The 25,777-nt window shown below is 27.6% G+C and carries 20 protein-coding genes, 1 pseudogene and 1 riboswitch; of the genes and pseudogenes, 5 read left to right on the forward strand and 16 right to left on the reverse strand.

What is annotated here, in order from left to right:
* Nucleotides 1–141: 141 nt before the first annotated feature.
* Complete coding sequence (locus SPM_RS00375; RefSeq protein WP_004027624.1) at nt 142–852, forward strand: glycerophosphodiester phosphodiesterase; 711 nt, start codon at nt 142–144, stop codon at nt 850–852.
* Between the two features lie 112 nt (nt 853–964).
* Entirely contained in the window at nt 965–2,251 is a 1,287-nt protein-coding gene (locus SPM_RS00380; RefSeq protein WP_004027625.1) for an MFS transporter, read from the forward strand.
* Nucleotides 2,252–2,302: 51 nt separating this feature from the next.
* On the opposite strand, the gene SPM_RS00385 is transcribed toward SPM_RS00380, so the two are convergent.
* Nucleotides 2,303–3,520: a hypothetical protein gene (locus SPM_RS00385; protein ID WP_004027626.1), complete on the reverse strand. Its 1,218-nt coding sequence runs from the start codon at nt 3,518–3,520 to the stop codon at nt 2,303–2,305.
* A gap of 167 nt (nt 3,521–3,687) precedes the next feature.
* Here SPM_RS00385 and SPM_RS00390 point away from each other — a divergent pair, with 167 nt between their 5' ends.
* Nucleotides 3,688–4,518, forward strand: a complete 831-nt coding sequence (locus SPM_RS00390; protein WP_004027627.1) for a GNAT family N-acetyltransferase — start codon at nt 3,688–3,690, stop codon at nt 4,516–4,518.
* A gap of 66 nt (nt 4,519–4,584) precedes the next feature.
* Here SPM_RS00390 and SPM_RS00395 read toward each other — a convergent pair whose 3' ends face one another.
* The 7 genes and pseudogenes from SPM_RS00395 to SPM_RS00420 form a co-directional block, all read right to left on the reverse strand.
* The gene (locus tag SPM_RS00395) at nt 4,585–5,238 is read right to left on the reverse strand and encodes an MBL fold metallo-hydrolase (RefSeq protein WP_004027628.1); all 654 of its coding nucleotides are present in this window, start codon (nt 5,236–5,238) and stop codon (nt 4,585–4,587) included.
* Nucleotides 5,239–5,264: 26 nt separating this feature from the next.
* Nucleotides 5,265–5,960: a hypothetical protein gene (locus tag SPM_RS00400; RefSeq protein ID WP_004027629.1), complete on the reverse strand. Its 696-nt coding sequence runs from the start codon at nt 5,958–5,960 to the stop codon at nt 5,265–5,267.
* Between the two features lie 183 nt (nt 5,961–6,143).
* A complete protein-coding gene (locus tag SPM_RS00405) occupies nt 6,144–6,467 on the reverse strand; it encodes a hypothetical protein (RefSeq protein ID WP_004027630.1) in 324 nt (107 codons plus the stop codon).
* Nucleotides 6,468–6,600: 133 nt separating this feature from the next.
* Nucleotides 6,601–8,037: an APC family permease gene (locus SPM_RS00410; RefSeq protein WP_004027631.1), complete on the reverse strand. Its 1,437-nt coding sequence runs from the start codon at nt 8,035–8,037 to the stop codon at nt 6,601–6,603.
* A complete protein-coding gene (locus tag SPM_RS00415; protein ID WP_004027632.1) occupies nt 8,037–9,101 on the reverse strand; it encodes an alpha/beta hydrolase in 1,065 nt (354 codons plus the stop codon). The genes SPM_RS00410 and SPM_RS00415 overlap by 1 nt, the downstream gene beginning before the upstream one ends.
* Before the next feature lie 94 nt (nt 9,102–9,195).
* A pseudogene (locus SPM_RS06350) lies at nt 9,196–9,333 on the reverse strand (HAD hydrolase family protein); the annotation flags it as partial.
* Nucleotides 9,275–9,937 (reverse strand): HAD family hydrolase, encoded by a 663-nt coding sequence (locus SPM_RS00420; RefSeq protein ID WP_004027634.1) that lies wholly within the window; start codon nt 9,935–9,937, stop codon nt 9,275–9,277. The pseudogene SPM_RS06350 and the gene SPM_RS00420, both read right to left, overlap by 59 nt.
* A 150-nt stretch (nt 9,938–10,087) precedes the next feature.
* Nucleotides 10,088–10,275: riboswitch (cobalamin riboswitch) on the forward strand.
* Between the two features lie 135 nt (nt 10,276–10,410).
* Between SPM_RS00420 and SPM_RS00425 the strand changes: the two genes are divergently transcribed.
* Both SPM_RS00425 and SPM_RS00430 read left to right on the forward strand, forming a co-directional pair.
* Nucleotides 10,411–10,905, forward strand: coding sequence for a hypothetical protein (locus SPM_RS00425; protein ID WP_004027635.1), 495 nt, complete (start codon nt 10,411–10,413; stop codon nt 10,903–10,905).
* Nucleotides 10,906–10,932: 27 nt separating this feature from the next.
* Nucleotides 10,933–11,586: a hypothetical protein gene (locus SPM_RS00430; RefSeq protein ID WP_004028825.1), complete on the forward strand. Its 654-nt coding sequence runs from the start codon at nt 10,933–10,935 to the stop codon at nt 11,584–11,586.
* A 169-nt stretch (nt 11,587–11,755) separates the two neighbouring features.
* On the opposite strand, the gene SPM_RS00435 is transcribed toward SPM_RS00430, so the two are convergent.
* The 8 genes from SPM_RS00435 to SPM_RS00465 all read right to left on the reverse strand — a co-directional run bounded on the left by SPM_RS00435 (nt 11,756) and on the right by SPM_RS00465 (nt 25,761).
* Entirely contained in the window at nt 11,756–14,290 is a 2,535-nt protein-coding gene (locus SPM_RS00435; RefSeq protein WP_004027637.1) for a vitamin B12-dependent ribonucleotide reductase, read from the reverse strand.
* A 799-nt stretch (nt 14,291–15,089) separates the two neighbouring features.
* Nucleotides 15,090–17,237 (reverse strand): hypothetical protein, encoded by a 2,148-nt coding sequence (locus tag SPM_RS00440; RefSeq protein ID WP_004027638.1) that lies wholly within the window; start codon nt 17,235–17,237, stop codon nt 15,090–15,092.
* A gap of 1 nt (nt 17,238) precedes the next feature.
* Nucleotides 17,239–17,511: a hypothetical protein gene (locus tag SPM_RS06730; RefSeq protein WP_239643281.1), complete on the reverse strand. Its 273-nt coding sequence runs from the start codon at nt 17,509–17,511 to the stop codon at nt 17,239–17,241.
* Nucleotides 17,504–19,366, reverse strand: coding sequence for a hypothetical protein (locus SPM_RS00445; RefSeq protein ID WP_004027640.1), 1,863 nt, complete (start codon nt 19,364–19,366; stop codon nt 17,504–17,506). The genes SPM_RS06730 and SPM_RS00445 overlap by 8 nt, the downstream gene beginning before the upstream one ends.
* Nucleotides 19,367–19,386: 20 nt before the next feature.
* Nucleotides 19,387–20,466, reverse strand: a complete 1,080-nt coding sequence (locus SPM_RS00450) for a hypothetical protein (protein ID WP_004027641.1) — start codon at nt 20,464–20,466, stop codon at nt 19,387–19,389.
* Between the two features lie 501 nt (nt 20,467–20,967).
* Nucleotides 20,968–22,863, reverse strand: a complete 1,896-nt coding sequence (locus SPM_RS00455) for a hypothetical protein (protein WP_004027642.1) — start codon at nt 22,861–22,863, stop codon at nt 20,968–20,970.
* Nucleotides 22,864–23,103: 240 nt separating this feature from the next.
* Nucleotides 23,104–24,009, reverse strand: coding sequence for an N-acetylmuramic acid 6-phosphate etherase (gene murQ, locus SPM_RS00460; RefSeq protein WP_004027643.1), 906 nt, complete (start codon nt 24,007–24,009; stop codon nt 23,104–23,106).
* Between the two features lie 27 nt (nt 24,010–24,036).
* Complete coding sequence (locus tag SPM_RS00465) at nt 24,037–25,761, reverse strand: PTS transporter subunit EIIC (RefSeq protein WP_004027644.1); 1,725 nt, start codon at nt 25,759–25,761, stop codon at nt 24,037–24,039.
* Nucleotides 25,762–25,777 lie beyond the last annotated feature (16 nt).

Here is a 25,777-nt window from a genome sequence, read left to right on the forward strand (position 1 = left end):
TAAATTAATCTTATTCGTTTATAATACTTTTACCAACATTTATCAAAAATAACGCATAATTTGTCAATTTGCTAAAGAACATTAGCAAATTATTACCCTAATATTTTATTTAATGTTTGTATAGGAAGAAGGGATTTATCAATGCTAGTCGCACACCGTGGATTTCGTAGCCCTGCTGGTGAAAACCGTATGGTTGATTTTATTAATGCTTTACAAATTTGTCGTGGAGTTGAATTTGATATTCGTATGACAAAAGATCAAAAAATTATTATTTTTCATGACCATAATTTTAAACGAATTGGAAATGTTAACAAAACAGTTCGTAGTTTTACTTATCAAGAAATTAAAACAATTGATTTTTTTGTAAAAAATCCAGCAATGTTACCTCCATTATTTATTGAAGATTTTGGAAATAAAATTGCTGAACAATATCAATTAATTAATGTTGAAATCAAACCTGACCGTTATACGCCTGAAGAATTTGAAATGTTAAAAAATGCCCTATTAACTCTAAGAACAAAAACAACAGCAGAAATTATTGTTTCTTCATTTGGGCATTCTGCTTTAACATTTATTACAACCCTTGATAAGGAATTTAAAAAAGGTTATTTAGTTGAAAGTTTAAAAGATATTGATGAAGATTTAATTCAGCATTTTGATTATTTACATCCTTCAATTGATACTGCAAAACAAAAAAAGAATGTACCAGTTATTAAAAAACTTAATCTTCCCTTAAATCTTTGAACTTTTAAAAATAATAAAGATGTCAAAGCAATTAATAATTTATATGATAAAACTTTTATTCATGGTTATATTAGCGACATTGCTACTTTAAATCCTAATTTAAGATAACATTTGTTATTTTAGAAAGGAAACAAAAAAATGAAAAATAGCAGTCAAAAAAAGGTTTAGTCGTAAAACAATTAATATTATTGCTATCTTAGCTTTAGCTGATGTTTTAGTGATGGCTGTACCATTTTATTTAAAAAATGTTATTTCTTCGGTTAAAATTGCTGATGGATTAGGAATCACTGCTTCTGAATTTTCACAAGCAAATGCCATTTATGGCTATGTTGCTTTACTAAGTTATTTTGTTGGTGGTTATTTTGCTGATCGGTTTAATTTAAAAAAATTAACATTGCTTGGATTAAGTGGAATTGAAATTGTTAGTATTTGATACGGATTAATCCCCTTTATTAATAGTGGAAAAATCATTCAAGTATATATTATATTTTCTTTATGAAGTTTTATTACCTGCTTTATTTTTTGAAGCGCCTTATGAAAACTACTTTCAGAACAAGGAACACCAGCTGAAAATGGCAAATTAAATGGTATTCATGGGAGTTTAAACGGGCTAATCGGAACAATTTTAATTGCTTTTGCTTATTTAGTCTTTTGATTATTTGAAAATATTTGAACAGCATCATTAGGTAATTGAGCGTTTAGTACATTAGTTTTTATTTTTACAGGTTTAATTTTTATTAATTGTTTATTATTATGAAAATTTGTTCCTGATTTAAATCACAATTCTAATCAAACTAATACTTTTGATATTAAAGATCTTGGTAAAACACTAAAGAATTTTAAATTGTGAATTGTAACTTTATTAATTATGGGTGTGTATATGTATCAATCCGGATTAAGTGTTTTTGTTACTTTTATGCAAGATGCTTTAAAAATTATTCCAATTATTGTTGTTGTTGTTGGAATTTTACGAACATATTTTTTCCGCTTTTTATTTAGTGCTCCCGCTGGTAAACTAGCTGATCGGACTCAAAAATACATTTTATTTATTGTCATTGGTTTAACACTTGCTTCAATTATTACAATCACTGCGATTAGTTTACCTGGATATACCGAAACTTCTTTTGCAACATTAAGTAAGACCTGAAAAATAGTTATTCAAAGTATTATTATTATTCTATACTTAATGCTAGGAATTATTTGTTGAGCCTTAGTTACTAATCGATGAGCAACAATTTATGAAATTAATATTAGTCAAAAAGAATATGCTGCCTCAGTTGGTTTAATCTCATTTATTGCTTTTTCTCCTGATGCTTGATTTTGACAAATTGATTCTCTCTTGTTAAAAAATTATGGAACCGAAGCTGGCTATCTTTCTAATAAACTAGCTAACCAAATTAGTTTAGCAATTATTACTGTCATTGGTTTATTAGCAGCAATTAGTGGTTTTGTTTTATTACTAGTTTTACAAAAAGAAAAAAAAGTAATGAATTATAGTGTTGCTTAATTCTTAAATTAAAAATGGTGTTGTGAGTAACAACACCATTTTTAATTTAACTTATTTATTAGTTTTCTTTTGCGCTCTCGCTGCTTTTTTTAGTTGACGGAGATTATGAGCTTCAACTAGAGTAATATCGGTTACTTTTTCACGACCATTAAATAAGATTAAGCCAACAGTTAAACAAAAGACCGGACCAATAATTCAAATTCAAGTAAAGAACATTAAAGTAATCATTAATAAAGCACCCGCTAATCGCGCTCCAATTTTACCTTTTAAAGCAAAAACAAAACAAAAAATAAAACCAATTAAAGCAAAAACTGCAATACAAATAAAAGCAATTAAAACACGACTATCAATTTTATATTGGACAATAAAATCATATCCTATCATAGAATCAATATTAGAACTTTGTTCAGTAATACCAGTACTAACAATAAGCGCCATATTAAGAACAATAATATCAATGATAATATTCAAGACTAAAACAATGATTCCAATAACAAACCCAGTGATTGTAACCTTATTCGTTTTCATTACATATTGGATTGGAACAATTTTAACATTTTTGTTACGATAATAACGGAAATACAATAAATTATTAATGAAAATATAAAAATATTGTAACGAAACTGCAACAACACAAATTACGACTAATGCTGTAGCAACCATAAATTCACCACCAGGTTCAAAATAATTTAAGAAAAAGTATGGAAAAAGTGTTCTAGGATCTTTACCATCTAAATGACGATAAGTCCCTCGCACTAAAATAACTGTTAAATATGCCACCATATATAACATAATTAATCATAAATATTTTTTATGATGATCTTCATAATGATAATAACGATCACCAGCTGTTAAAACATAACTTGTAATCATTATAACTGGCATCACTAAATGTAAAATAACTGTTGCTACCCAGTGATAAGGACGATATTGTGCCGCTTGGTCTTTTTGACCAACAATACCAACTCAAAAAACTAACATTGTAATTGTAATGTATGTTGTAACTGCTAATTGAATAATATAATGTGGCTTTGTATTTTTAAATTTTGATTCAAACAAATATAAGAAAAAATATAGAGCAACAATATAATTAGTTTGCGTTGTAAAAAAAGAATAATAGTTAGAAATTCTTTCACAATAACCTAAATGCGCAAACTTTGGTTGCGGATAATAAATTGCCATAATTAAATCAAGCAATAAAAATAAACTTAAAATAATTAAAGCCCCCAAACGTAAATAAAAATGGACGCGAGGATTTCATCTAAACATTGCATAACTCCTTTAACATCAAATCATATAATACATATTCTAGTCATTTTTTAAATAAAGTACAAGTAGGTATTATTATTTTACTAAATTTAAAGCTATTTTTTAAATTTTTTTTCTTCTAACACCAAAAAGTGATAAAATTATAACTAATAAAAGGAGGATTCAAAATGTTTAATTTTAATAGTGAAAAATTAAACCAGTTGGTTGTAAATTATATTAACTATAGTGTTGACCCAAAGCATGATAATGAGCAACAAAAAAATAAACTTGATAGTAGCAATTTCTTTTATCAAATTGATACTCGTCAATTAAAGAATAGTATTAACGGTGTCATTAGTTCCCATCTAGCAACATCAGAGCAATTTGCAAAAGCTGGTGAAATTATTGATGAATATTATTCAGAAAAAACACCATTTATTTGATGTACAATCACAGTTGATAATAACCAAGCGGAACGATCATTTTTTGAAAAAAATGGTTTAGCATATTTACAAACTGGAATTGGGATGATGATTGATTTAAAAAAATTTACCACAAAAAGTGAATTATTAAAAAACGAAAAATTTAATCCGATAACTGATCTAACAATGTTTTGCGAAGAAAAAAAACCAAAATTAGTAACTACAGCAAATCTTAAAATTATTAGTGATGCTGATTTACCATTAAAAGATTTACCAACTTCACAACCTAATCCTACATTAGAGCAAGTTACCAATCTTTGCTATGCTGTAACCTTAACTAAAGATGAAACGCCAATTACAACTGGGATTCTCTTTTTTGAAGCAACAATTGCTGTAATTAGAATTACTGACACGGACGATAATTCGGAAAATAAACAGAAAATGTTAATTCATTTATTAAACCAAGCAAAAAAAGCAAATTATCAAACTGTTGGTATTGTGGTACCAGATAACCAAGTTGCTTGGTATCAAAAACTAGGTTTTGAACCACAAGATTTATATTTTAACACTTATGTAATGCATTACTCGCAAGAATAATGCCTTCTTAATAAATAAAGGGGAAAAAGAAAAAGTAGAATTATTCTACTTTTTCTTTTCCCCCTTTTATGCATCTTCTTCTAATGTAATTACTTTTTCAGCAAGAGCGTGTGCCATTCGAAATGGTTTATTATGCCCAGGTAATACATGTCATTTTGCATCTAAATTAGTAATACGACGTAATTCAGTAATAAAATAATTATCATTACACATAGCTCCTGTATAACCAGGACTTGTTTTATCAGGCATTAAACTAGCACCAGTTGTTACTAAATTTAGAGCTTTAATTCGTAACATTTGGGTTCCCGCTGTATGACCGGGAATATGAAAAATTTCAATATGATAACCTATTTCTTCAACAACAGTATCACCGTTTAAAGCAACAATATTTGTTAATGGATAATTAATTCCTGGACCTAAAATTTCGCCTGTTTCATCATCAACTTTATGTTGTGACAATAATCGTAAATCAATTTTTTGAATATAAATTTTTAAATCTGGATATTCTTTTAAAACATTATCAAGACCATCGTAATGGTCAATATGTCCATGTGTAATAAATAATGCTTTTAAAGTTAATTTTTTTTGTTTAATATATTCAATTGCTCTTTTTGTTGCATTTGATGCATCAATCATAATGGCCTCATTTTGATTATTAATAATTAAATAAACATTTTGGTTATCATATGTTGCATCTACAAAGTTTTTCATTTTTGCCATAAGTTTTTCTCCCTTGTGAAACAATTCTATTTATCTGCTTCGGTAAACTCTTCAATAAAATAAGAGTTTTTTTCAATATAATTTAATAAATCTTCAATTAAAAATAAAATGTCATTAATATTATCATGGTCAAATCCCTTAATTTTATCAATATTCATCATATATAATTTTTGAATTAATTCATGTCCATCATCTTGATGAAGAATTCGATAGCCAAATCAACGAGCAATTCCCAATGCTGCCCCTCCTAAAATATGACTTAAAAAAGGATTAATATTAGAATTAGCAATATGTTCATCATGGAAAGTTGTTCGAATATAATTGGTTTTAGTTACTTCTGAAATAATTGTTAATAATAAATTAGCATAATCAGTAATAGCAATAATATTTTCCCCATAAGTTTGGATTTCATCATCAATTTTAACAAAAACATTCATAATTCCTTTATATAAAGCTTTGAAAGAAACAACATCTTTTAACGCAATATTAGGAATTAAATCTTGATAACGTTCAAAAGCAATTTTTGTTCCTCATACAGCAGTGGAATAAATACTTTCAAAAACTTCTTGCGATGGGCGATATCATTTAAAACGCAAAATAATTTTAGGATCATCAACCCCAGTTTCATCTGCTAAAACCTTTTGGGTTAAAGCCATTGCTGCTTTATAATTTAAAGTTGCATCCTTTTTCGCTAATATTTTAATTAAATATGTTTTCTCCATAAATTTTATATCATCCTTTTGCTTTCAATTAATATTATTATAACATTTTTCCCTAAAAAAGTCTTATTAACTAAATAAATCACAACTTAAATTCCTTTAATATTAGACTTTTTATTAATAACGGCAAAGAAAAAACCCTTTAAAAAGGGTTTTTATTGTTTTACTTTAAAATCAAAGAATGAATTAATTAGTAAAAGCAAAATCACGAACACTATAACGAGTTTTACCAGTAAAATCATTAAAATTCTTTTTATAAGTAATAGTAATTGCTGTAAAGTTTTCAAGATTAAATTCAGCAATTAATTTTTGTGCTAAATCATTTCATACTACACATTGCACTTCTTCACCATTATCTAAAACTCAAAATTCACATAAATCTCTTATTTGTCCATCTTTACTAGTCACTGTTTTTAATTGTGGTTGTTTTGACGCTAATAAAAACTTTTCATCGTTAATAAATTGTTCATTTTTTTTATTAAATCTGTGTTGTGGTTTATTATTATACATTCCTACTGCCCTCCTTTCTTATTCAAATGAATATCTAAAATCATACTTTAAATTTTAAAAAGAAAAAAAAGGAAGATTTATTATATTGTCATATGAACAACAATATTATATCATTAAATTTTTTTTAAAGAGATTATTTTGTAAAAGATTCTCCATTTTCTTTGTTATTAATACCAACATTATTTTTTTGTTTTCTAGTATTAAATGTTTGAACACATCATTTTTTTGCATAATAAAGTGGATAACCACTTAACATTCCGCTTAATACAATTAAACAATTCCATAATTCTCACATATTACCGGTATTTTTTGCATAATAATACATTGCTAAGATTGAACCAATAAAAGTAATGAAACAAGAACTTAATGCTAAAATAACTAAGATAATAAAAAGTGGTTTTCGATATAATGGCTCATACTTTGGGTCATTAATCCGTAAATAAATTAAACTAAGCATTGTAATAAATTTTAAAACACTAACTGCTAAAATAAAATAATTTGTAACATTAAATAATGATGTTCATAAAATATAAATAACTGCTAACAGAACTAAAAATAACATTGCTAAATATGGCATATTAGTTCGTTTTGTTGTTTTTTGAAAAAAAGCAAAAAAATCTTTTTCTTCACTCATTTTAAAAATTAATCGTGAATGATACACTAAAAATGAATTTAATGAACCCATAAAAATAAAGATTGCTAAAATAGAAAACAAATAATTTAAGACTGGTGGAATTGCCGGATTATTCATAATAGCATAATATCAAACATTATTAAATCCATTTGGTCCTATTCATGCTTGTGGTTTATTAATTGTTAATAAACCAATTGCTAAAATGATATAAAGAATTACAATCATAATTGTCGCAATAATCATTGCCCAAGGAATATTTTTACGTGGATTAATAACTTCGCCACTAACATAGGTAATTGCTTCCATTCCAGAATAAGCAAACATTGTCATAGCTGTTGCTGGTAGCAATAAAAACGAAGACAAATAAATTTGACTTAAATTTTGGTTAATTGTATCATCAGTGAAACTACCTGTATTACCATACATCATTGCAATAATTAATACGAATACAATTGGTAAGCCTTTTAGTAAGGCAAAAATAATTTGTGAATAACCACTACTTTTTTTAATTAATACTTGCATTAAAACTAAAGCAAATAAAATCAAAATCCCAAACATTTTTCCATATCATTGATTTTCTAATTTTAGTAATGTCATAACAATATTACCAAAAGCTAAGCAAGCAGTAGCAACTGCTGTTGCACTAACAAACAAAACCATAATTCATCCAAATCAAAATGAACAGGCATTTCATTTTGCTCGTTTAATTCAATAATAACTTGTTCCATTTTCAGGATAAGACGTCGCACCTTCTGATAATAACATTTCTGGTAAAACTAATAAACCACCTAAAATTCAAGCAATAATAATTAAAATTGGATTAAATTGTGCTTGAAAAGCAACTTGTCCAAACGAAACTAAAATTGAAGAACCTAATGTGGCTGAAATAGCCAAAGCTAGAATTTGCCAAAATCCATATTTTTTTTGTAATTTCATTATTGTTTCCTTTCTTGTTGTGCTAAAAATGTTTTAATTGCCGCTAAATAACTTTTATGACCTTTTGAAATTGCTTCAACATGTCCTAAATTTAATAACGAGACCAACTGACTTTGCCCCAATGGTTCTGATGTAATTTTTTGAAGATAAAATTCTTTGCTCATAAAGTAAGGAACAAAATCATCATTAGTACCATGAAAAATTAACATTGGTAAATTTTTTAATCGTTTTGGATGTTTTAATAAATTATAATGGCGAAGATTAAAACCAAGTTCTTGCTTAAATTTCTTTCTTAAACCAAAACTAATTAATCATCAACACCGTTGATAACGATATTCCATCACATACCGAAATTGAACTAATAAGTTACTAAACCCACAATCACTAATCGCTCATTTAACTAAAGGATTTTGGTATCCTTGATCTAGTAAATATTTGGTTAAACAAGCTGCACCCATACTATTTCCAATTAACCCAATTGCATTGACTGTAAAATTATTTATTAATCATGCAATAACAGCACTTAAATTTTGCACGTTTAAATAACCAATACCACTATATTTTCCAGCACTTAAACCATGTGCAATACTATCAAAAGTTAAAACATTATAACCTTGTTGATAAAAATAATAAACTTGTCGTAAAGCTAAATACTTGTTTTCTGTTCACCCATGTAAACCAATTACTCACTTTTGAGAATGTGGATATTGCAAATAAAGGGCACTAATGGATTCTTGTTGCTGGTTTAAAATCGTTATTGTTTGCATTTGTGTTTCTTCTATTGTATTAAAACAAAAATTTAATTGCTTTAATTCTTTTGCAATAAGATCTTGATGATATGCCTCAAAACTATTAAAATCAAAATTTTTTGAATTCATTGTCATCATACCAGTTCGTTGATAAGTTTGAGTAAAATTAAAAAAATCCCGCACATATTTTTTTGAGCAAAAAATAATAATTGGAAATAATAAAACGGTTAATAATGTTCGTCATCAATTAAAACAAAATTGCCGATAACCATCAATAATAATTTTTTTACTTGGTTTTTTTGTAACTACCTTCATTTTTTCCTTTCATTAATGAAACAAGATAATTTATTTAATATATGCTTTTTAATTAAAATTTGTTATTGTATTAATAATCTTAATATTTGAGGCATTACGATAAGAACATTTGTTCAATTACATTAGCAATTCCATCATGGTCATTATCATCAGTCACTAAATCAGCAATTGTTTTAACATCAGCAGGAGCATTTCCCATTGCGACACCAAGGCCTGCTCATTGTAACATTGCAACTAGTAATTTCTAATGATGAACGATCCCCGCGGATTTCTTGGGAAATTTCAATCTTTCCTTGTCATTTTGTTACAAACCGATTAACATCGGGGGTATAACTGCTAATATAAATCTTATTAACATTAATATTAAAATCAGTAGAATATAAACATGCCGTTACTTCATCTTTAACTGTAGAGAAACTTGCTAAATAACCTTTTGTTATTTTATCTTCAAATCCTTTACAATGTAAAAGCATTTTATTAAACGAAGAATGATCAGCATCAAACATAATTAATGTTTCTAAATCAAGTTCAATAACATCTAAATAAATATCTCGTAATAATTGGTGATTTAAAAAATCACAAAACAAAATTTCTTTCGTGACATTATTTGTTACAACAGACCCATTTAAACTAACAATAAAATCATTGCTATCAGTTAAACCTAACTTTGCGGCAATATCCTTACATTGATATAATGGGCGACCAGTTGCAATTACTAATTTAATATCTTTGCTAGCTAATCCTTTTAAAACTTGCAAAGTACGCGGGGACATTTCTCCGTTGGAATTTAAAGCTGTTCCATCTAAATCAACAGCAATTAACTTAATATCTGACATAATCTTTTCTCTCCTATATAACATAATTCTAATATATTTTATAAAAGTTCCAACATTTATTTTTAAAATTGATAAAGATTAAAAAAATAAATACCTTAAAAAATAAATTTTTATAATATTTTAGTTTATAATTACTAGGTAAAGCATCCTGCTTTCATTTGAATTAATGGTAAACATTAAAAATGTTTTGAAAAGGGAATTGAGTGTAAATCTTGAGCTGTCCCAGCAACTGTAATGATGATGAACATTGTATTTACTCACTGAAAAAATTTTTTTGGGAAGAGACAATTAGTAAAACGATTCTAAGCCAGTAGACCTGCCGTTAACTCCTGACGAAATAAATATCCCTGGGATTGTGATATTTGTGAGTAAATAATTTATTATTCTTAAATAATAGTTTACCCTCATAAATAAAATAATTTTTCCGCTAGAATGGGTTTTTATTGCAGTTATTTTTGAAAGGAATTATCGCAATGAAAAATTTCTCATGAAAAAAATATTTATATTATCTTTTGCCAGCTTTAATTCTATTAACAGCAATTGTTTTAAATATCTATTATATTCCTAAGTATTATGAGGTACAACGCCAAAATCGTTATGAAGGAACTTATACTGTAACAATTCTTGGTCAAGATGAAAACTATAATGTTTTTTTTACTAAAGGGTTAAATGTTAAACATGCTAATAATCTCGGTGCTGTTTTAAGTAAATACCCGGATGATTTTGGTTTAAATAACAGTACTTGAGGAAATTTCCTTAGCCGTGTTGGAAATATCACCTTATCCAATCCAAAAGAAGCATATTTTAGTATTCAAAGTGGTGACAATAATCAAAAAAATGCTGCTCATATTCATCCTGAGTGTCGTGAATATGAAAATAATGCATGTTCATCGGGGATTGATTATCTTAAATTAATGCCTAATGTTGACAATGTTTTTCGTTTTGTCATTACTAAAATTAATCAATAAGAATTAATTAAGAATAAAATTTTTCTAATGAAAAAAATAAGAAAAGAAGATATCTGACCCGCAACTTTAAAAATAACCCTAAAAATGACCGTTATTGCTCTTTTTAGCAGTTTAGCATTAGCACTTAAAATTGCTTTTGCATTCTTACCAAACTTTGAATTTGTCACCTTTATTTTAATGTTTAGTATTGTTTTTTTTACAATTACAGTAGGTTTTGGCATTATTAATGTTTATTGTACTTTAAACATGGTGTACTTTGGCATTGCCGATTGAAGCATTATGTATTTTATTATTTTTAACTTATATGGAGTTATTATGTTACTCTGTAAGCAAATAATATACTGATGATGATGAATGATGATTATTATCTGTGCCCTAATGGGCTATATCTTTGGTTCGCTATATGCTATTCAAACTGCTATTTTATATGGCCCTAATGTTGGTTTAACATATTGAATTAAAGGTTTAGTTTTTGATGCTATTCACGGCACAGGAAATGCTGTTATTTGTGCAGTTTTATATCCAATTATTTATAAATTAATGCAAGTGTTATATCCAAATTGACCATATTTATTTAATAATAAATTTATTAAATATTTACAAAAAATTATTAACAAGAAAAATGAGTTACTAACATTAAGTAATGAGCAAAATGAAAATGAAAAAATACCAGGTAAATAACTGGTATTTTTTCATATCAGATAGTTTCTATGTAAAATTTTAAATTAGGATACTTTATTTTACCTATTTAAAAATATATTTAAATAAATGCGCAAGCCAAGAATAAGAAGTTTATTAATTAATAAAAAATCACGATAAATTACCGTGATTTTTTAAATGAATACAAATTCTATAACCCACATTTTAATTGTACATTACAATTATTACATGTAACACAGCCACCAGCATCAACCATTGTTCCCTCTTTGCAAATTGGACAAACATCTCCAACTTCAGCACCAATGTTTCGATCTTGATTAATTCCACGGAATTGCCCAATTGCTTTCGCATTTTCTGTTACATTTTTATTTGGGCGATTATCAACTTCAATTCCCAATGTATCTAAATTTAATTGTTCTAATGCAGGATGATTTTCATCAGTTGTTAGCGATAACACTTGTGAATCACGTGAACCATCAACATAAACAGTTCCACCTTTAGCCCCACCTTTATACAATCGTGTATAAATTTTTTCAACATCTTTGACTGAATAACCACGTGGAGCATTAACAGTTTTTGAAATTGATGAATCAACTCAACGTTGAATAACACATTGTGTATCAGCATGATCTTCTGGGGCTAAATCCATTGCCGCAACAAAAATATCTGGTAATGTTTCTGGCGTATAAGCAGGATTATATTTTAATCATTCATCAACAATCTTAGCATTAACTTCAATATTTTTTCCTAATCGGCCAGAACGATAAAATTTAAACCCAAAGTATGGTTCTAATCCTGTTGAAACACCAACCATTGTTCCAGTTGAACCAGTTGGAGCAATTGTTAATAAGTGTGAATTACGGATTCCATTTTTTAAAATTGCTTGGCGAATATCTTCTGGCATTTTTTTCATATATCCTGTCTCAATAAACTTTTCTCGTGATTTTAAAAATGGAAATGATCCCTTTTCTTTTCCTAATGCAATTGAAGCACGATATGCTTCTGTTGCAATTACCTCAAAGATTTTATCAACAACTTTGTTTCCTTCTTTGCTTCCATAACGAACACCATGAAAAATTAATAAATCATGCAGACCCATAACGCCTAACCCAACTCGGCGTTCTCCTAATGCTTGTTTTTGGTTAGCTTCTAAAAAATATGGTGTTGTATCAATCACATCATCTTGCATTCGAACACAAGTATGAACAGTTGTTTTTAATTTATCATATAAAATTTCTTTGCTAGTTTTATCAACAAAATTAGCTAAATTAATTGCAGCTAAGTTACATACAGAATAAGGTGCTAATGGTTGTTCCCCACAAGGATTTGTCGCAACTACTTTCATTCCATATGCTTTTGCATTTGTCATATCATTTGCTGTATCTAAAAAGAAAATACCCGGTTCTGCTGAATAATTAGCACAAAAATTAATTAAATCTCATAAATCACGAGCACGCATTGTATAATATGTTTTAACTTTATAACCCATTGCTTGTCATTCATTAATATCACCAATTTCTGCTCATTTTTCATCATAAAAAGCTTTTTCCGCTTTTGTATAATTATCTAAATCAGGGAATTGTAGTTTTCATTCATTATCTTGTTCAACTGCTTGCATAAATTTATGTGTCAACGTAACTGAAATATTTGCCCCTGATAAAAATGACGGATTATTTACTTCTCAACTACCTCCTTCTTCTAACTTTATTCGTGCTTCATTGATAACACGATTATTATCAATTTGATTTTCATTATTTAAAGCATATTCATAAAGATTACGATCTAATTCTGATAATGGCACAAATTTAATTTTGCGACTTGCTTCATCACGAATTAATTTATCTTTTGAATTTTCTTTTAATCATCGTAAAATTTTAGAATTCTGCATTTTTGAAATAATAAATTCAATTATGTCCGGATGTCAATCAGCCATCATAATCATCTGAGCGCCACGACGTGAACCACCTTGCTCAACTAAATGAGTTAAAGTTGATAAATCATTTAACCATGATACTGCGCCGGATGAACGTCCCCCAACACTTTTTGCTACTGTTCCTCGTGGACGTAAAGTTGAACCGTTTGTACCAACACCACCACCATGCGACATAATTTCCATGACTTCTTTTCGATGAATTGAAATTCCCTCTCGTGAATCTTGAATGAATGGCATGACAAAACAATTAAAGAAAGTTACATCACTATTACTACCAGCACCATATAATACTCGTCCAGCAGGAATAATATTTAAAGCTTTTAATTCATTAAAAAAATGCTCACGATAAAGTGTCTGTTCTTTTTCATTTTTACTAAGAGCATTACCAACTCTTCATGCAATTTGTTCATAAAAGATTTCTAATGGTTTTTCAACCATATGAAGATTTTTACGAATTATATTATTTGAATTATTAATTAATAAGGCTTGATCAATACTATGAGTATAATCATCTTCAATTTGAATATCAACTAAATCATTTTTACGATCAACAGCAACAACATAACCAATTCCCCGTGTTGGGAATCACCCATCATCTTTAATTACTGTTAATACCAAATCATTAACTTTTAATGTTTTTAATTCATTATCTTTTTGTGCATAGCGATCAAGCACAACCATTCGTGAAACTCCATCAAAAACCATCTTATAATTTTCTTCAATTTCTTTTAAATGGGGAAAATGTTCTCTAATATCTTTATTTAAATTATTAATTAATTCTTTCGAGTACATTTTGTTTTTTCTCCTTATGTATTCATTTTTGTTCACAGCTTAAAAATAAATATACTAATTTTTTAAAATACATTAATATTTCCTAACTTTTTAATAATTAAAAACAATTAATTTTTTATTTTTAAAAAAAAAAAAAAAAGACGCCAACAACATTGTGTTTTGTCTTCTTATACCATCTTTAAATTTAATTACTTTTAAAAGTACTAATATTTTAATTTATTTATTAGTACCCCCTGCATTTTAAAATTATAATTAAATTTATTCTTTGCAACTAAAAACTATCCTTTTGGTAAATAATGTATTATCGCCACAATATAATTATTTTATTTTTTTTAATTACAAAACAGTATTATTATTTTTAAATTTTAACTTAATAAAAAATCATAAAATGTTATATTAATAACATTTTAAATATGCTAGACATTATCTTTCAATAAAGTAATAATTTATTTCCTAAATTATTGTAGTCTAAGCTTATGCTCAATTCTGGACTATTATCAATTTCTACTAAAAACTTTAAGTCAGAATCATTAATCATTGTATCATTAAAAATACATTTTTCAAGTCCTAATAAAAATATAAGTAGAAACCATAGACATTTAAGAATTTACCTTATACCGTTAATAAAATTAAAACATAATAAAAAATTAAAGTTAAAAACTAACTTTAATTTTAAAATATTGCTGGTTTATCTACATAAGTTACTTTTATTAAAAAGTAATTTTTGTTTTCATCCTTATATTTTCTTTATATTTTTCTTAATATATGCTTTAACTAATCAACATAATATCATAAAAACTTAAGTTCACTGTTCATATTGATAAATTTTACTAATAACACTTTCAACATCATTGTCGTAAAAAACAAAGGGAACAAGTTCTTTTGATTGTGTTGTATAACTATATAAATATACTGATTTTTCTAATTTATTAACCATATAATTAAGTCTTGCTGTTGTTTTAATAGCTGCTAATGCTAAGTCTTGTGCTGGAAAGTAAATAAATTTTCCGGTTTGATTTGGATCTACAATCCGATAGACAACATAACGACCATCAGAAATTATTAAATCTCATGACCGTTTTACCTTCGCATTTCAAGTTTTGATTTCATTTTTATGAACAAATTTTGATGTTAATTGGATTTTATTTGTTAACTGTTGAATTGCTTCTTCCGCACTACTTGTTGTTACTTCTTTATTACCAAACACATCATAAGCAAGGTATTGTTTTCGTAATGTCCGGTCTTTATTAATTAATTCTTTTTCCTTTGCTCCTTCTAATGTTGATGCTAACATACGACCATTACGATCAGAAATATCAGGGTCTGGGGAATATGAATACATTAATTTTGTTTGAAAGTTTCCTTCTAAATATAAGAATTTATCTAATTGTTCTGCAGTTGCTAAAAAATCTGGTCGTAATTGGTAGTATTGTTGACCATCACGAACAACTGGCTTCTCTAATAACTTTGCTTTAATTGGCATTCAATTTAAATAACTTCGAATTAATGATTGACTATATCCCTTGCTATTATTAACATCATAAGCTTTATCTTTATAGATAAATCCCTTACCTTTCGTATTATTAAAAATCGGATTTGTAATATAATTACCATTCTTAATATCATGGTATGTTACTTGGCGGTTATTATTTGAACCAAAGTTAGTTAAAACACTATTAAAATAATGGTCATATCAAATGTCATAAAATTGGTTTTTTTCTGTTGTTGTAATATTGCTATTTGAAAAAACACCTTTTTTCTCGTGTGTAACATCTAAAAACTGGGCATGATTTTGTTGCGGATTAGCATATAACTTAATTTTTCCTACTGATTGATCAATAATATTGTATTCATTGATACTTGGTGCTTGGGTTTTTCCACCACCATAACTTCATCGTGGCACTAAATTAAGGCGAATTTTTACATTTTGACCTTTATAACTTCCGGTAAAATCACGTGTTTTATAATAACGCCCAATTGAAGGCGGACCTTCCCATTCTTCGTTTCAAGTATCATTTTTAAAATAGTCAATTAATTCTTGTCCACTTTTAACGTTCAGACCAGTTAATTCAATTGTTAAACTACTACCAGCATTATAATCAATAGCCTTTATTAACTTATTATTTTGATCATAATATTGGGCAGTTATTCGATTAGTCCCCGTTGCCGCAAGGGCTAGCTGATATTTTGTTTCTGTTTTAGTAACAGCATTATAATAATCACCATTAAAATCCTTTTGTAAATCTTTTTTTAATAAATCATAAATTAACTTACTATTTCCTTGGTGAATGATTGGATTTACTAATGGTTTTCCTAATAATGATTGGTTAAGATTAGTATAATAACCTTCTTCCATTAACGAAACAAGCGTATTAATATCTTGGTCATTAAAAGCATTATAATATTGATTATTATAAATATAATATAATGACTTATTAATTTTCATCTTATATTTTTCATTAATTTTTGCTTCTTCAGGAGTATCAAATCAATAAAAGCCATCATAACTATATTGTGCTTTTACTAATCCGGCATTAGTATACGTATTTAAAGCATCTTGGCGACTATATGCTACATTGCCAAAAGCATCACGATATAATTGTTGAAAATTATTTAAATCAACATCATAAATTTTCTTGCTATCCAAGGTCATATGTTCATAGTTCTTAATAATTTGATTTGGATTTGATGATGTTAAAACAGTTGTTACTTTATTATTTTTTAATAAATATTCATTTAATGCTTCATCAGAATGAAAAGTTTGGCCATCATATTCATGATAATTAATTTGCCCACCATAAACTCGTTTTGCTAAAATATCTTGGCGAAGAACATCACGAGGAATTATATAATTATTTGTTGGTTCAACCACAGTATAATAAATACTGGTGATTACCATTGGATTTATTGTTAAAAACGATGTTGATAATAAGAAAACTTTTAGCATGTTAATCCACAACCTTTCGATCATCTTTTTTACCTTTAACAGAAATAATCTTTGCATTAACTCATGTTATAAAATCATTTTTGCTGAAAAAGGTTTGTGTCCCAAATTTAAAACTTTGCATTGTTGAATCAAAATTTAGTGTTTGATAATTAATGTGCGTTCACAAATAATTTCAAGTTTGTTCTTCTGACATAAAGTATTTTTGATCACCATAATAATCAATCATATAAACATTAAAATCAACTCCTAGATAATCAGATAAAGTATTATTCAAGAATTGGTAATTTAAAGGTTGGAGTAACATAGTATATTGAAGTACTATTATCAATTTTATATTCCATTGTTTTTAATGAAATAAAACTAAAAGTTTTACTTAATTCTCATATTCCACTAAAAATATTCATAATTGGTAGTGATTTGATAGTTAACTTTAATTTACTTAAAATTTTACCTGTTGAACTACTAATTGCTCTTTTTAAGTTCTCGTTTAGTTGATTACGACCACTTTGAATTTGTTTATCAGTAGTGTTATTACTCTGATACAAACTTTGAAATCCATCAGCAATTTTATTTGCTCCATCAACAACACTCATTAGGTTATCAACAGATGATTGAATTTTTTGGACAATGTTTCACATTTTTTGATTACTACCACCATCTTCGAAAAAGGCACCTTGGTTTAAAAACATATTATAAACATCATCAAAATAAATACCATTGTCAAGAAGCGCATTGGCTCCATCATCAGAATTCATTAAAACACTCATTGTATCTTTATTATTGTTTAAAATCTCCACAATAATTTCCTTAAAAGCATCACCTAATTTTGTTGCAGCATTATCAACGGTTGAAGCATATACTTTAGTATAAGTTATCATTCGTTTCATTCCTACTAATAACTTATGAAAATCAGTAAAACTGTCATCATTAATATCATTTAAATTAATTGTTGCATCCTTTAAAGTATCTTTTGAAATATTTAGAATTTTAATTATATTTTTTATATTATCAACTTTTTCTTCTAACACAATATTTTTCTCATTTAAATTTTCTAAATACTCTATAATGTTAAACTTCTCTCAATTAAATTTTTCAACTTTTTCTTCAAAGAGAATAGTATTAATACTATCAATTGTTCTAAATGCTAATGGAGCAAAGAAAATGGATGGTGTAAAAGAACTAACTTCTTTAAATTTTAAACTTCCTGGTAAGGTTTGACTTGTTTCAACATATTTTGGACCAATAAAATAACTATTTAAAGTATTATTCCCCTTATCTTGGGAAATTCAATAAGAGTTTTTATCTGGATTAATAACTTCTTTTACATATTTATTAACAGTATATTCATCAATATTATTCATTACTGTTAAAAATTCTGAAAAGTTATAATCAGAAAAATATTGACCACGATATTCAAACCCATTTTTAAGATTACTACGTAATCAATTTTTAATTTCTTGTTCTGTTTGACAAATTGTTCCTTGTAAATAACAAGTTGTTTTCCCAACTGACGAATCTTCTAGTTTTTTCTTAATAGAATTTTCATATAATTCTCTGGCTTCATATTCATTATAGCGAATTTGCCCTTCGATATTATATACTTTTTGATAATTATGAAATGTCCTTAATGCTTCATCTTTTGTTAAATATGCACTACCATCTTTCCCACGATAAACAGTAGTTGGGGTTTCATATGAGGCACTTAAAACGTCACGTGATAATTCACCGCTACTATTAATTGTATATTCGCCTGGATTACGAATTGTTTTAACTTTTCTAATTGGAAAGCGTTGTTGAATATAATCATGTAATTTTGATTGGGTACTAAAAACTTGTCCTTCAAAAAGATAATTATTAGTGTTATAACCAAAACTTCGTTTTTGGGCACTACTCATTGCATACGCAACAGCTGCTTCTTTGGTACTAAAATACTTATCATCAAATTGATAATAATTTTGTACATTGTTATTTTGGAATCCTAAAAAACATCCTATTATAATTCCAGTTGTACTTAATAATATAACACTAGAAATTAAACTGATAAAACGTTTCGTTTTTCAAAGTGAATTTTGTCCTACACCAAAAATTTTATCAACAATTTCTGGTGCCGATAATTTCTTTTTTGCCATAATACATTTTTTTCCTTTTCTTACTCAACGTATTTAATTTTTAAAACTAATTGTTCATCAATTGTCATATCTGAAGTAATATTTCCCATTTTTAATGTTGTTTTAACATTAATAATCAACATATCCTTGTCATATGTTCGATCTAACCCATAAACATAATTCATCGCTGTATTATCTTGTATTTCCGAAGTTAAAACCGCTTTAACTAATAATATATCAATATCAAGGTCATCAAAAACTGTTGGCATCGATTTAAAAAGATGTTGAATTTTATAATCTTCTAAAATATTTTTCTTTAAGTTTTTTAATATTTTATCTTTATTTAAATTAAAAATATTAGAATTATCACGAATTTCTTTTACTAAATTTTCCGACGGAAAATCTAATTTACTAAAGTCAACATAAGGAAGTCATTGAGACATAATTAAAAACTTACGATAGTCGGCATCAAAAACTTTGATTACAGAAGGATCATTTAACATTTTTGATAAATAATTTAACCTTCTCTTATCATATTGAATAAAGTTTTTTTGATTAAATGACAGTTGATTCTGACTATTGTTTCCCAAAATTTTATATTGGCCAAATATGTCTCTACCATAAAACCTAATCATTCCCGTCCTATTATAAGGAAGTAAAATATTGTTATCAAATAAATCTTGAAATGGAATATCTTGTAACTGCTGTAAATTATAACTCACATCATAATTAAATATTACATTTTGTTGACTTCTAATAGCTTTTCTAATATTCATTGAATCCTCTAAAATAAAAGATGCAAAAAGTGAGAAATTAGGATAATGTTTCATTAAATTAGGAATATCCTTTAATAATTGTTGAAATACTAAATAAGTAATTAATTTATTTAAAAAATTTCAAGTAGAATACATAAAAGTTTTAGTTCATGTTTCAATATTTTCCTTTGACTGCGAATAATCCGTAATTCAACCATTATCAAAAATAATTCTATTCTGTAATGATTTTTTAATTTCATCATGAATTGTTAATTCCTTTTGTTTTGGTATGACACAACTAATAACTGGCAATGCACTTGTACTTGTTAACATTACCATCCCTAAAATCCGTAAGAATTTCTTCATTAATTAATATATCCTTTCATATAATTATTAATTATTTAATTGACATTATTTAACTTTAAATTTTAATACGTTAATATTACAATAAAAATATTTTTAATACAGATTGATATTTTGATATTTTATTTAAATCTAATCTTTATTTTTTTATTTTCCATTAAAGATTATTTTTTAAAAGTATCAAATGGACCAATGCCATTATAACATAGTTTTTAAAATTGTAAAAAATATTTAAGTAATAATCAACCAAAAAAATTTTAAAACTCACTTTATTTTTTCATACATTTTAAGCATACTTATAATTTCCTCACAAACAAATATAACTATTTTTTACTAATTACCATCAGTTTACATATTTCCATAATTAGCACATTTTGCTAACTTATGTTATGCACCACTATTATCTTTGATAAAAAACATAGCATGTATTTTTAATAATCTACAATAAAATATTACACTAATGAATAATTCATCAATATCTAATAAGTAATTATTAGCGAAAAATTATTCTTTTTCAATTGCAAAATAACTACCAATTGTATTTGTTATTATTGTTCATCCATGACTATAATTATCTTCAAAATGACTATTTATACTTCAAAAATTATTAAAGACAGTTTTAATTAATACATTAATATCTTCATCTGTAATTGCTCCCCTTCAACCACTATGGTCTTCTTTATGAAAATTAGCAATTTTAATTTTTACTTGTCTTTGAAATTCTTTATAGTTATTTGAATTTGCTTTATAAATTTGTTTAATTTTATTTCATTTATAATAACTAATGTCTAATTTTAATTGATCATGTGCTAAAAATTTATAGTATTTTTCAATTTCATCATATTGATTATGTGATTCATGCTTAGTTGGTGCTGTATTATTAGGACTTAATCATCAAACTAAAAATGATGTTCCAGCCATTATTAAGCCACCAATAACAATTGAAAGTCCTAATGTTTCTGGTGCTAAACTAGCACTAACTGCTGCTTCTGTCCCTAGTATTGTTCCTTCTCCAAGTGCAGTTGCTGCTGCTTCTGTCCCCAGTATTGTTCCTTCTCCAAGTGCAGTTGCTGCTGCTTCTGTCCCCAGTATTGTTCCTTCTCCAAGTGCAGTCGCTCCTCCCTCTGTTTCTATTTCTGCTGTTAAAGTTTCAACAGCTGTTAATTCACCTGTTGATGATGACAATAATGATGTTAACTCCATTGAATCAGCAGTTTCGGTTATAGTACTAATTTGTCTTGAGAAAATATTACTAAAACCATTGCTAAGAAAAGATTGGATATTTTTAATAGCACTTCCGAAAGCATTCATTGGTGATACTCCAACCATTTTGGAAATTCCTAACATTCCAGCACCAGATATTCCACTAGAAGTAAGACCTAACCCAATATTTTTTAATTTATTTTTAAAATTGGCTTTATCATTTTCAGATAATGTTTGATAATAATCATTTATCTCATCTAACTTATTTTGCTTAGATTGTTTTGAAAGATTATTAAACTTGTTAATCATATCTTTAACTTTACGATTAGCATTTGCATTGGAATCATTATCTGGTTCATTTTCATCAGTCTTATTAGAATTTTGTTTATCTTTAGCATTTAAAGTAAATGTTACTTGTAAACTCCCAGTATATCTTGAATTTTGATTAGATGTTATCATTGCTGAACTTAATGTTATATCTGTAATAGAAATTTGATTCAAATCTAATGTTGGATTTAATTCACGTAAATGATTTGAAATTGTTGTTGGTAAATTATCTGGTAATTCTCCTAAAACTGTCTGTACCAAAAAATTACTTAAATTTCGCGGTTTTTGAACTGGCGATAAAAGTTTATTTTGTTTCCTTCTTTCACTTTTAGGTAAAACTGTTGCATAAATTGGTTCTTTAGATTGGTTTTTACTATTTTCTTTTTCATTATTTGATCTTATTGTTGAATTTGGAATTTCATTTGATGTAATTTCTCCACCAGGAATCTCATTTGATGTAATTTCTATTGTTGGAATTGTTGGAGCAGGTCGATGAGGTTCTAATCTTGTATGAGAATTATAAAAGATTGAATTACCAATTCTTCCTTCTGAAGAAATATTAAAACTTACAACAACAAAATTATTATTAGTAGTATTATCGGGAGCATCTGCAAAAATAATTCGAGCTCATCTATTATTATAGACTTGTGCAACTCTTAGTTCATTGACTCTTAATCCCGGATTTAAAGCAACAATTGCATGCAAAATGTCATCTTCAGCACTACTAATAATATTACCTAAATCAACAACTTTGATTAAATCACTTAAATTTTTTGTTTTTTGTGATTGATATGGATTAACAGCAAGGACATTTGGAAAACTTATACCACTAATTGTTAATACAGTTAATAAACTAAATAATTTTTTCATATTGTTTCTCCTTTTTTATATAAAATTTTAATCAAAATTTTTTACTCAATTAACGTAATACCTCATAATTTGAGTATAAAATACTTAAATTATTTTAAAAGCAAAAAAATAAAAGAAGTGATTTTATCAAATTATTTGTAAATTACTAAAAATAATTTACAAATAATTTGATAATAAAAAAAAAAACTTCAAATAAATATTTTATTTGAAGTTTTTTTAAAAATTATTTAATAACTTTTATTATTCATTAATTATTTTACTAACTAAATTATCATATTTAGTTAGTAATGTCTGACTTTCAACATAAGAAACATTTTTTAAAATCATTACAATTGCATTTTTACAAGCATAATTCGCTGCTGTTAATGCCTGCGCAATAACCTCATCACTAGCATTTGTAACAGCTTTAACAATTTCTGCTGTTCGTACTTTTAATTTTTCATTAGTTGCAACTAAATCAACCATTAAATTTTGATATACTTTTCCTAATTTAACCATTAATGTTGTTGAAATCATATTGCATACTAATTTTGTTGCTGTTCCCGCTTTCATTCTAGTACTGCCAGTAATAACTTCTGGTCCTGTTTCAATTGCAATTACTTCATCAGCAATTGCTATCATTTCCGAGTTTTTTGTCATACACAAACCAACTGATAATGCACCAATTGTTTTAGCATATTTTAATCCTGCTAAAACATAGGGTGTTCGCCCAGAAGCACCAATCCCAATTACAGTATCTAATAACGGTTGTAAATTTAATTTCTTTAAGTCATTTACCGCTAAATCTTGGTCATCTTCCGCACCTTCCGCTGGTGTGCGAATAGCACTATCACCACCGGCAATAATCCCAACAATACGGTCAGCATCAAGTCCATACGTTGGTAACATCTCTGATGCATCAAGAATCCCAATTCGTCCCGATGATCCTGCTCCCATATAAATTAATCGACCCCCTTGGTTAAAACGCGGAAAAATTAAATCAATTACTTTAGTAATAACGGGTATTTTTGCTTGCACTGCTTGCGCAATTTTTGCATCTTCATTATTAATAATTGTTAAAATACCCTTTGTATCTGTTTGATCAATATGAGTACTATTTGGATTACGTTGTTCTGTGTCTATTTTTGACAAATTAATTTTATTCATAACATCCTTCTTTCTTTTAAAATAATTTTATTCAACTTTAACATGGGCAATTTTTTGCCGTTTGGCTTTTGGTAATTTATAATATGCAACTGTTCAATAAATAAAAATACCAATGATTGTAAGAAATGCCAATGTTCATAAGATTTTTTGATATAGTTTATATTTACCATTTTTTTGGTATAACTCTTTCATATCATTTCCACCCGCTTTAACAATTCGCGAGTATCCAAACATTGTAACAAGTCATCCTGCTAAAACTGCAATGACACATCCTATAAGATAAATCCCCACTGCTAATGGAACATTACCAGTATCAGTTGTCATCATAAAGGTTGCTAAAATCCCTGAAGGACCAAACATTGCATTTAAACCAAAAGTAACATGTCCTCACATGTACACTGCGCCAATAAATAAGCCACCAAAACCTGCTCCAATTGAACTAGTAACAAATGGACGAATTCGTGGTAAAGTTACCCCATAAATCATTGGTTCTCCAATGCCAAAAATTGCTGGAATTAAGGCCCCTTGAATTTGCCGACGCAATAAGCTGCCTTTTGCTGCCATAATTCATAAAGCAATCCCAGTACCAACTTGTGCCATTCCTGCCATTCCTAAAATTGGGAATAAACCATTAACTCCTGTTTGTTCAATTAAAATTCCGTAAATTGGAACAAATCCTTGGTGAATTCCAAAAGCAACTGCCATTAAGAAAATTGCGGCTAAAACAAAGGCACCAAAAGGATTAGTGTATAAATGAGCAAAGAATCATGCTACCGCTTGATATAAATAACCTGAAATAGGAATTAATAAAAAGATATTTAATAATAATAGGCCAAATAATACTAATGTTGGAGTGCCAATTGTATCTAACACTCCTGGCATAAATTTACGAACACCACGTTCCATTCATAAAGCAGCTGTTGCCGTTAATAAGGCCCCTAAAATATTTCCTGACGGATATCCAAATACTAATTTACCACTTGCATCTAATGCTGGACGAAAACCAACTGTTAACCAATTTGTTAGTGGATTAGTAATATTAATCCCTAAATAATTAACATGATTAGCATCACCAACAACTAGCATTGGAATTACACTACTTACAAAAACTGGAGAATAAATTGCTGCAGTCATTGCCCCTAAGACACCACTGCCTCCTCAAACTTCACAAGTTCGTCATCCAACAATAATGATAAAAGCATTTTTTCAAATTTCTAGAATTAAATTTAATGCCTTAAATCAAGATACGGCAGCAGCTGGAGCATGACTAGTGTCCATTGTTCCACCATATGCAGATTGCATAATCCCAGCAATCCCGGATAAAATCCCCGCCCCAATGAAACCAATAATCATTGGTGAAAAGATTTTTGAGAATTTAGTAAAAAAAGTTTGTACTCTATTTTGCTTTCCTTTCATTTCGCCTTTTACAGCTTGGGCTGCTTGTGCAGCACTAACAAATTCATCCGTACCACCATTTTCATTATACGCAGTTTTATCAACATTAACTAATTTTCCAAAAGCTTGTGTGACATTTGCAACAAAGCCTGGTCCCAACACAATTTGTAATTCTGTTGGTGATGGTCTTAAAACACCCATTACATTTGGTGTTGCTTTTAATTTTTCCAAATCTATCTCTGCTGTTGGTTTTAAATTAAGACGCAGTCTCGTTAAACAATTGGTATATGATACAACATTATCCGCTTTGACAATTTCAACAATATCTTTTGCTGTCTGTTTCGGATCTTTTGCCATTTCATTTTCCTCACTT

It is taken from the genome of Spiroplasma melliferum KC3, assembly GCF_000236085.2.
Taxonomy (GTDB): Bacteria; Bacillota_I; Bacilli_A; order Mycoplasmatales; family Mycoplasmataceae; genus Spiroplasma; species Spiroplasma melliferum.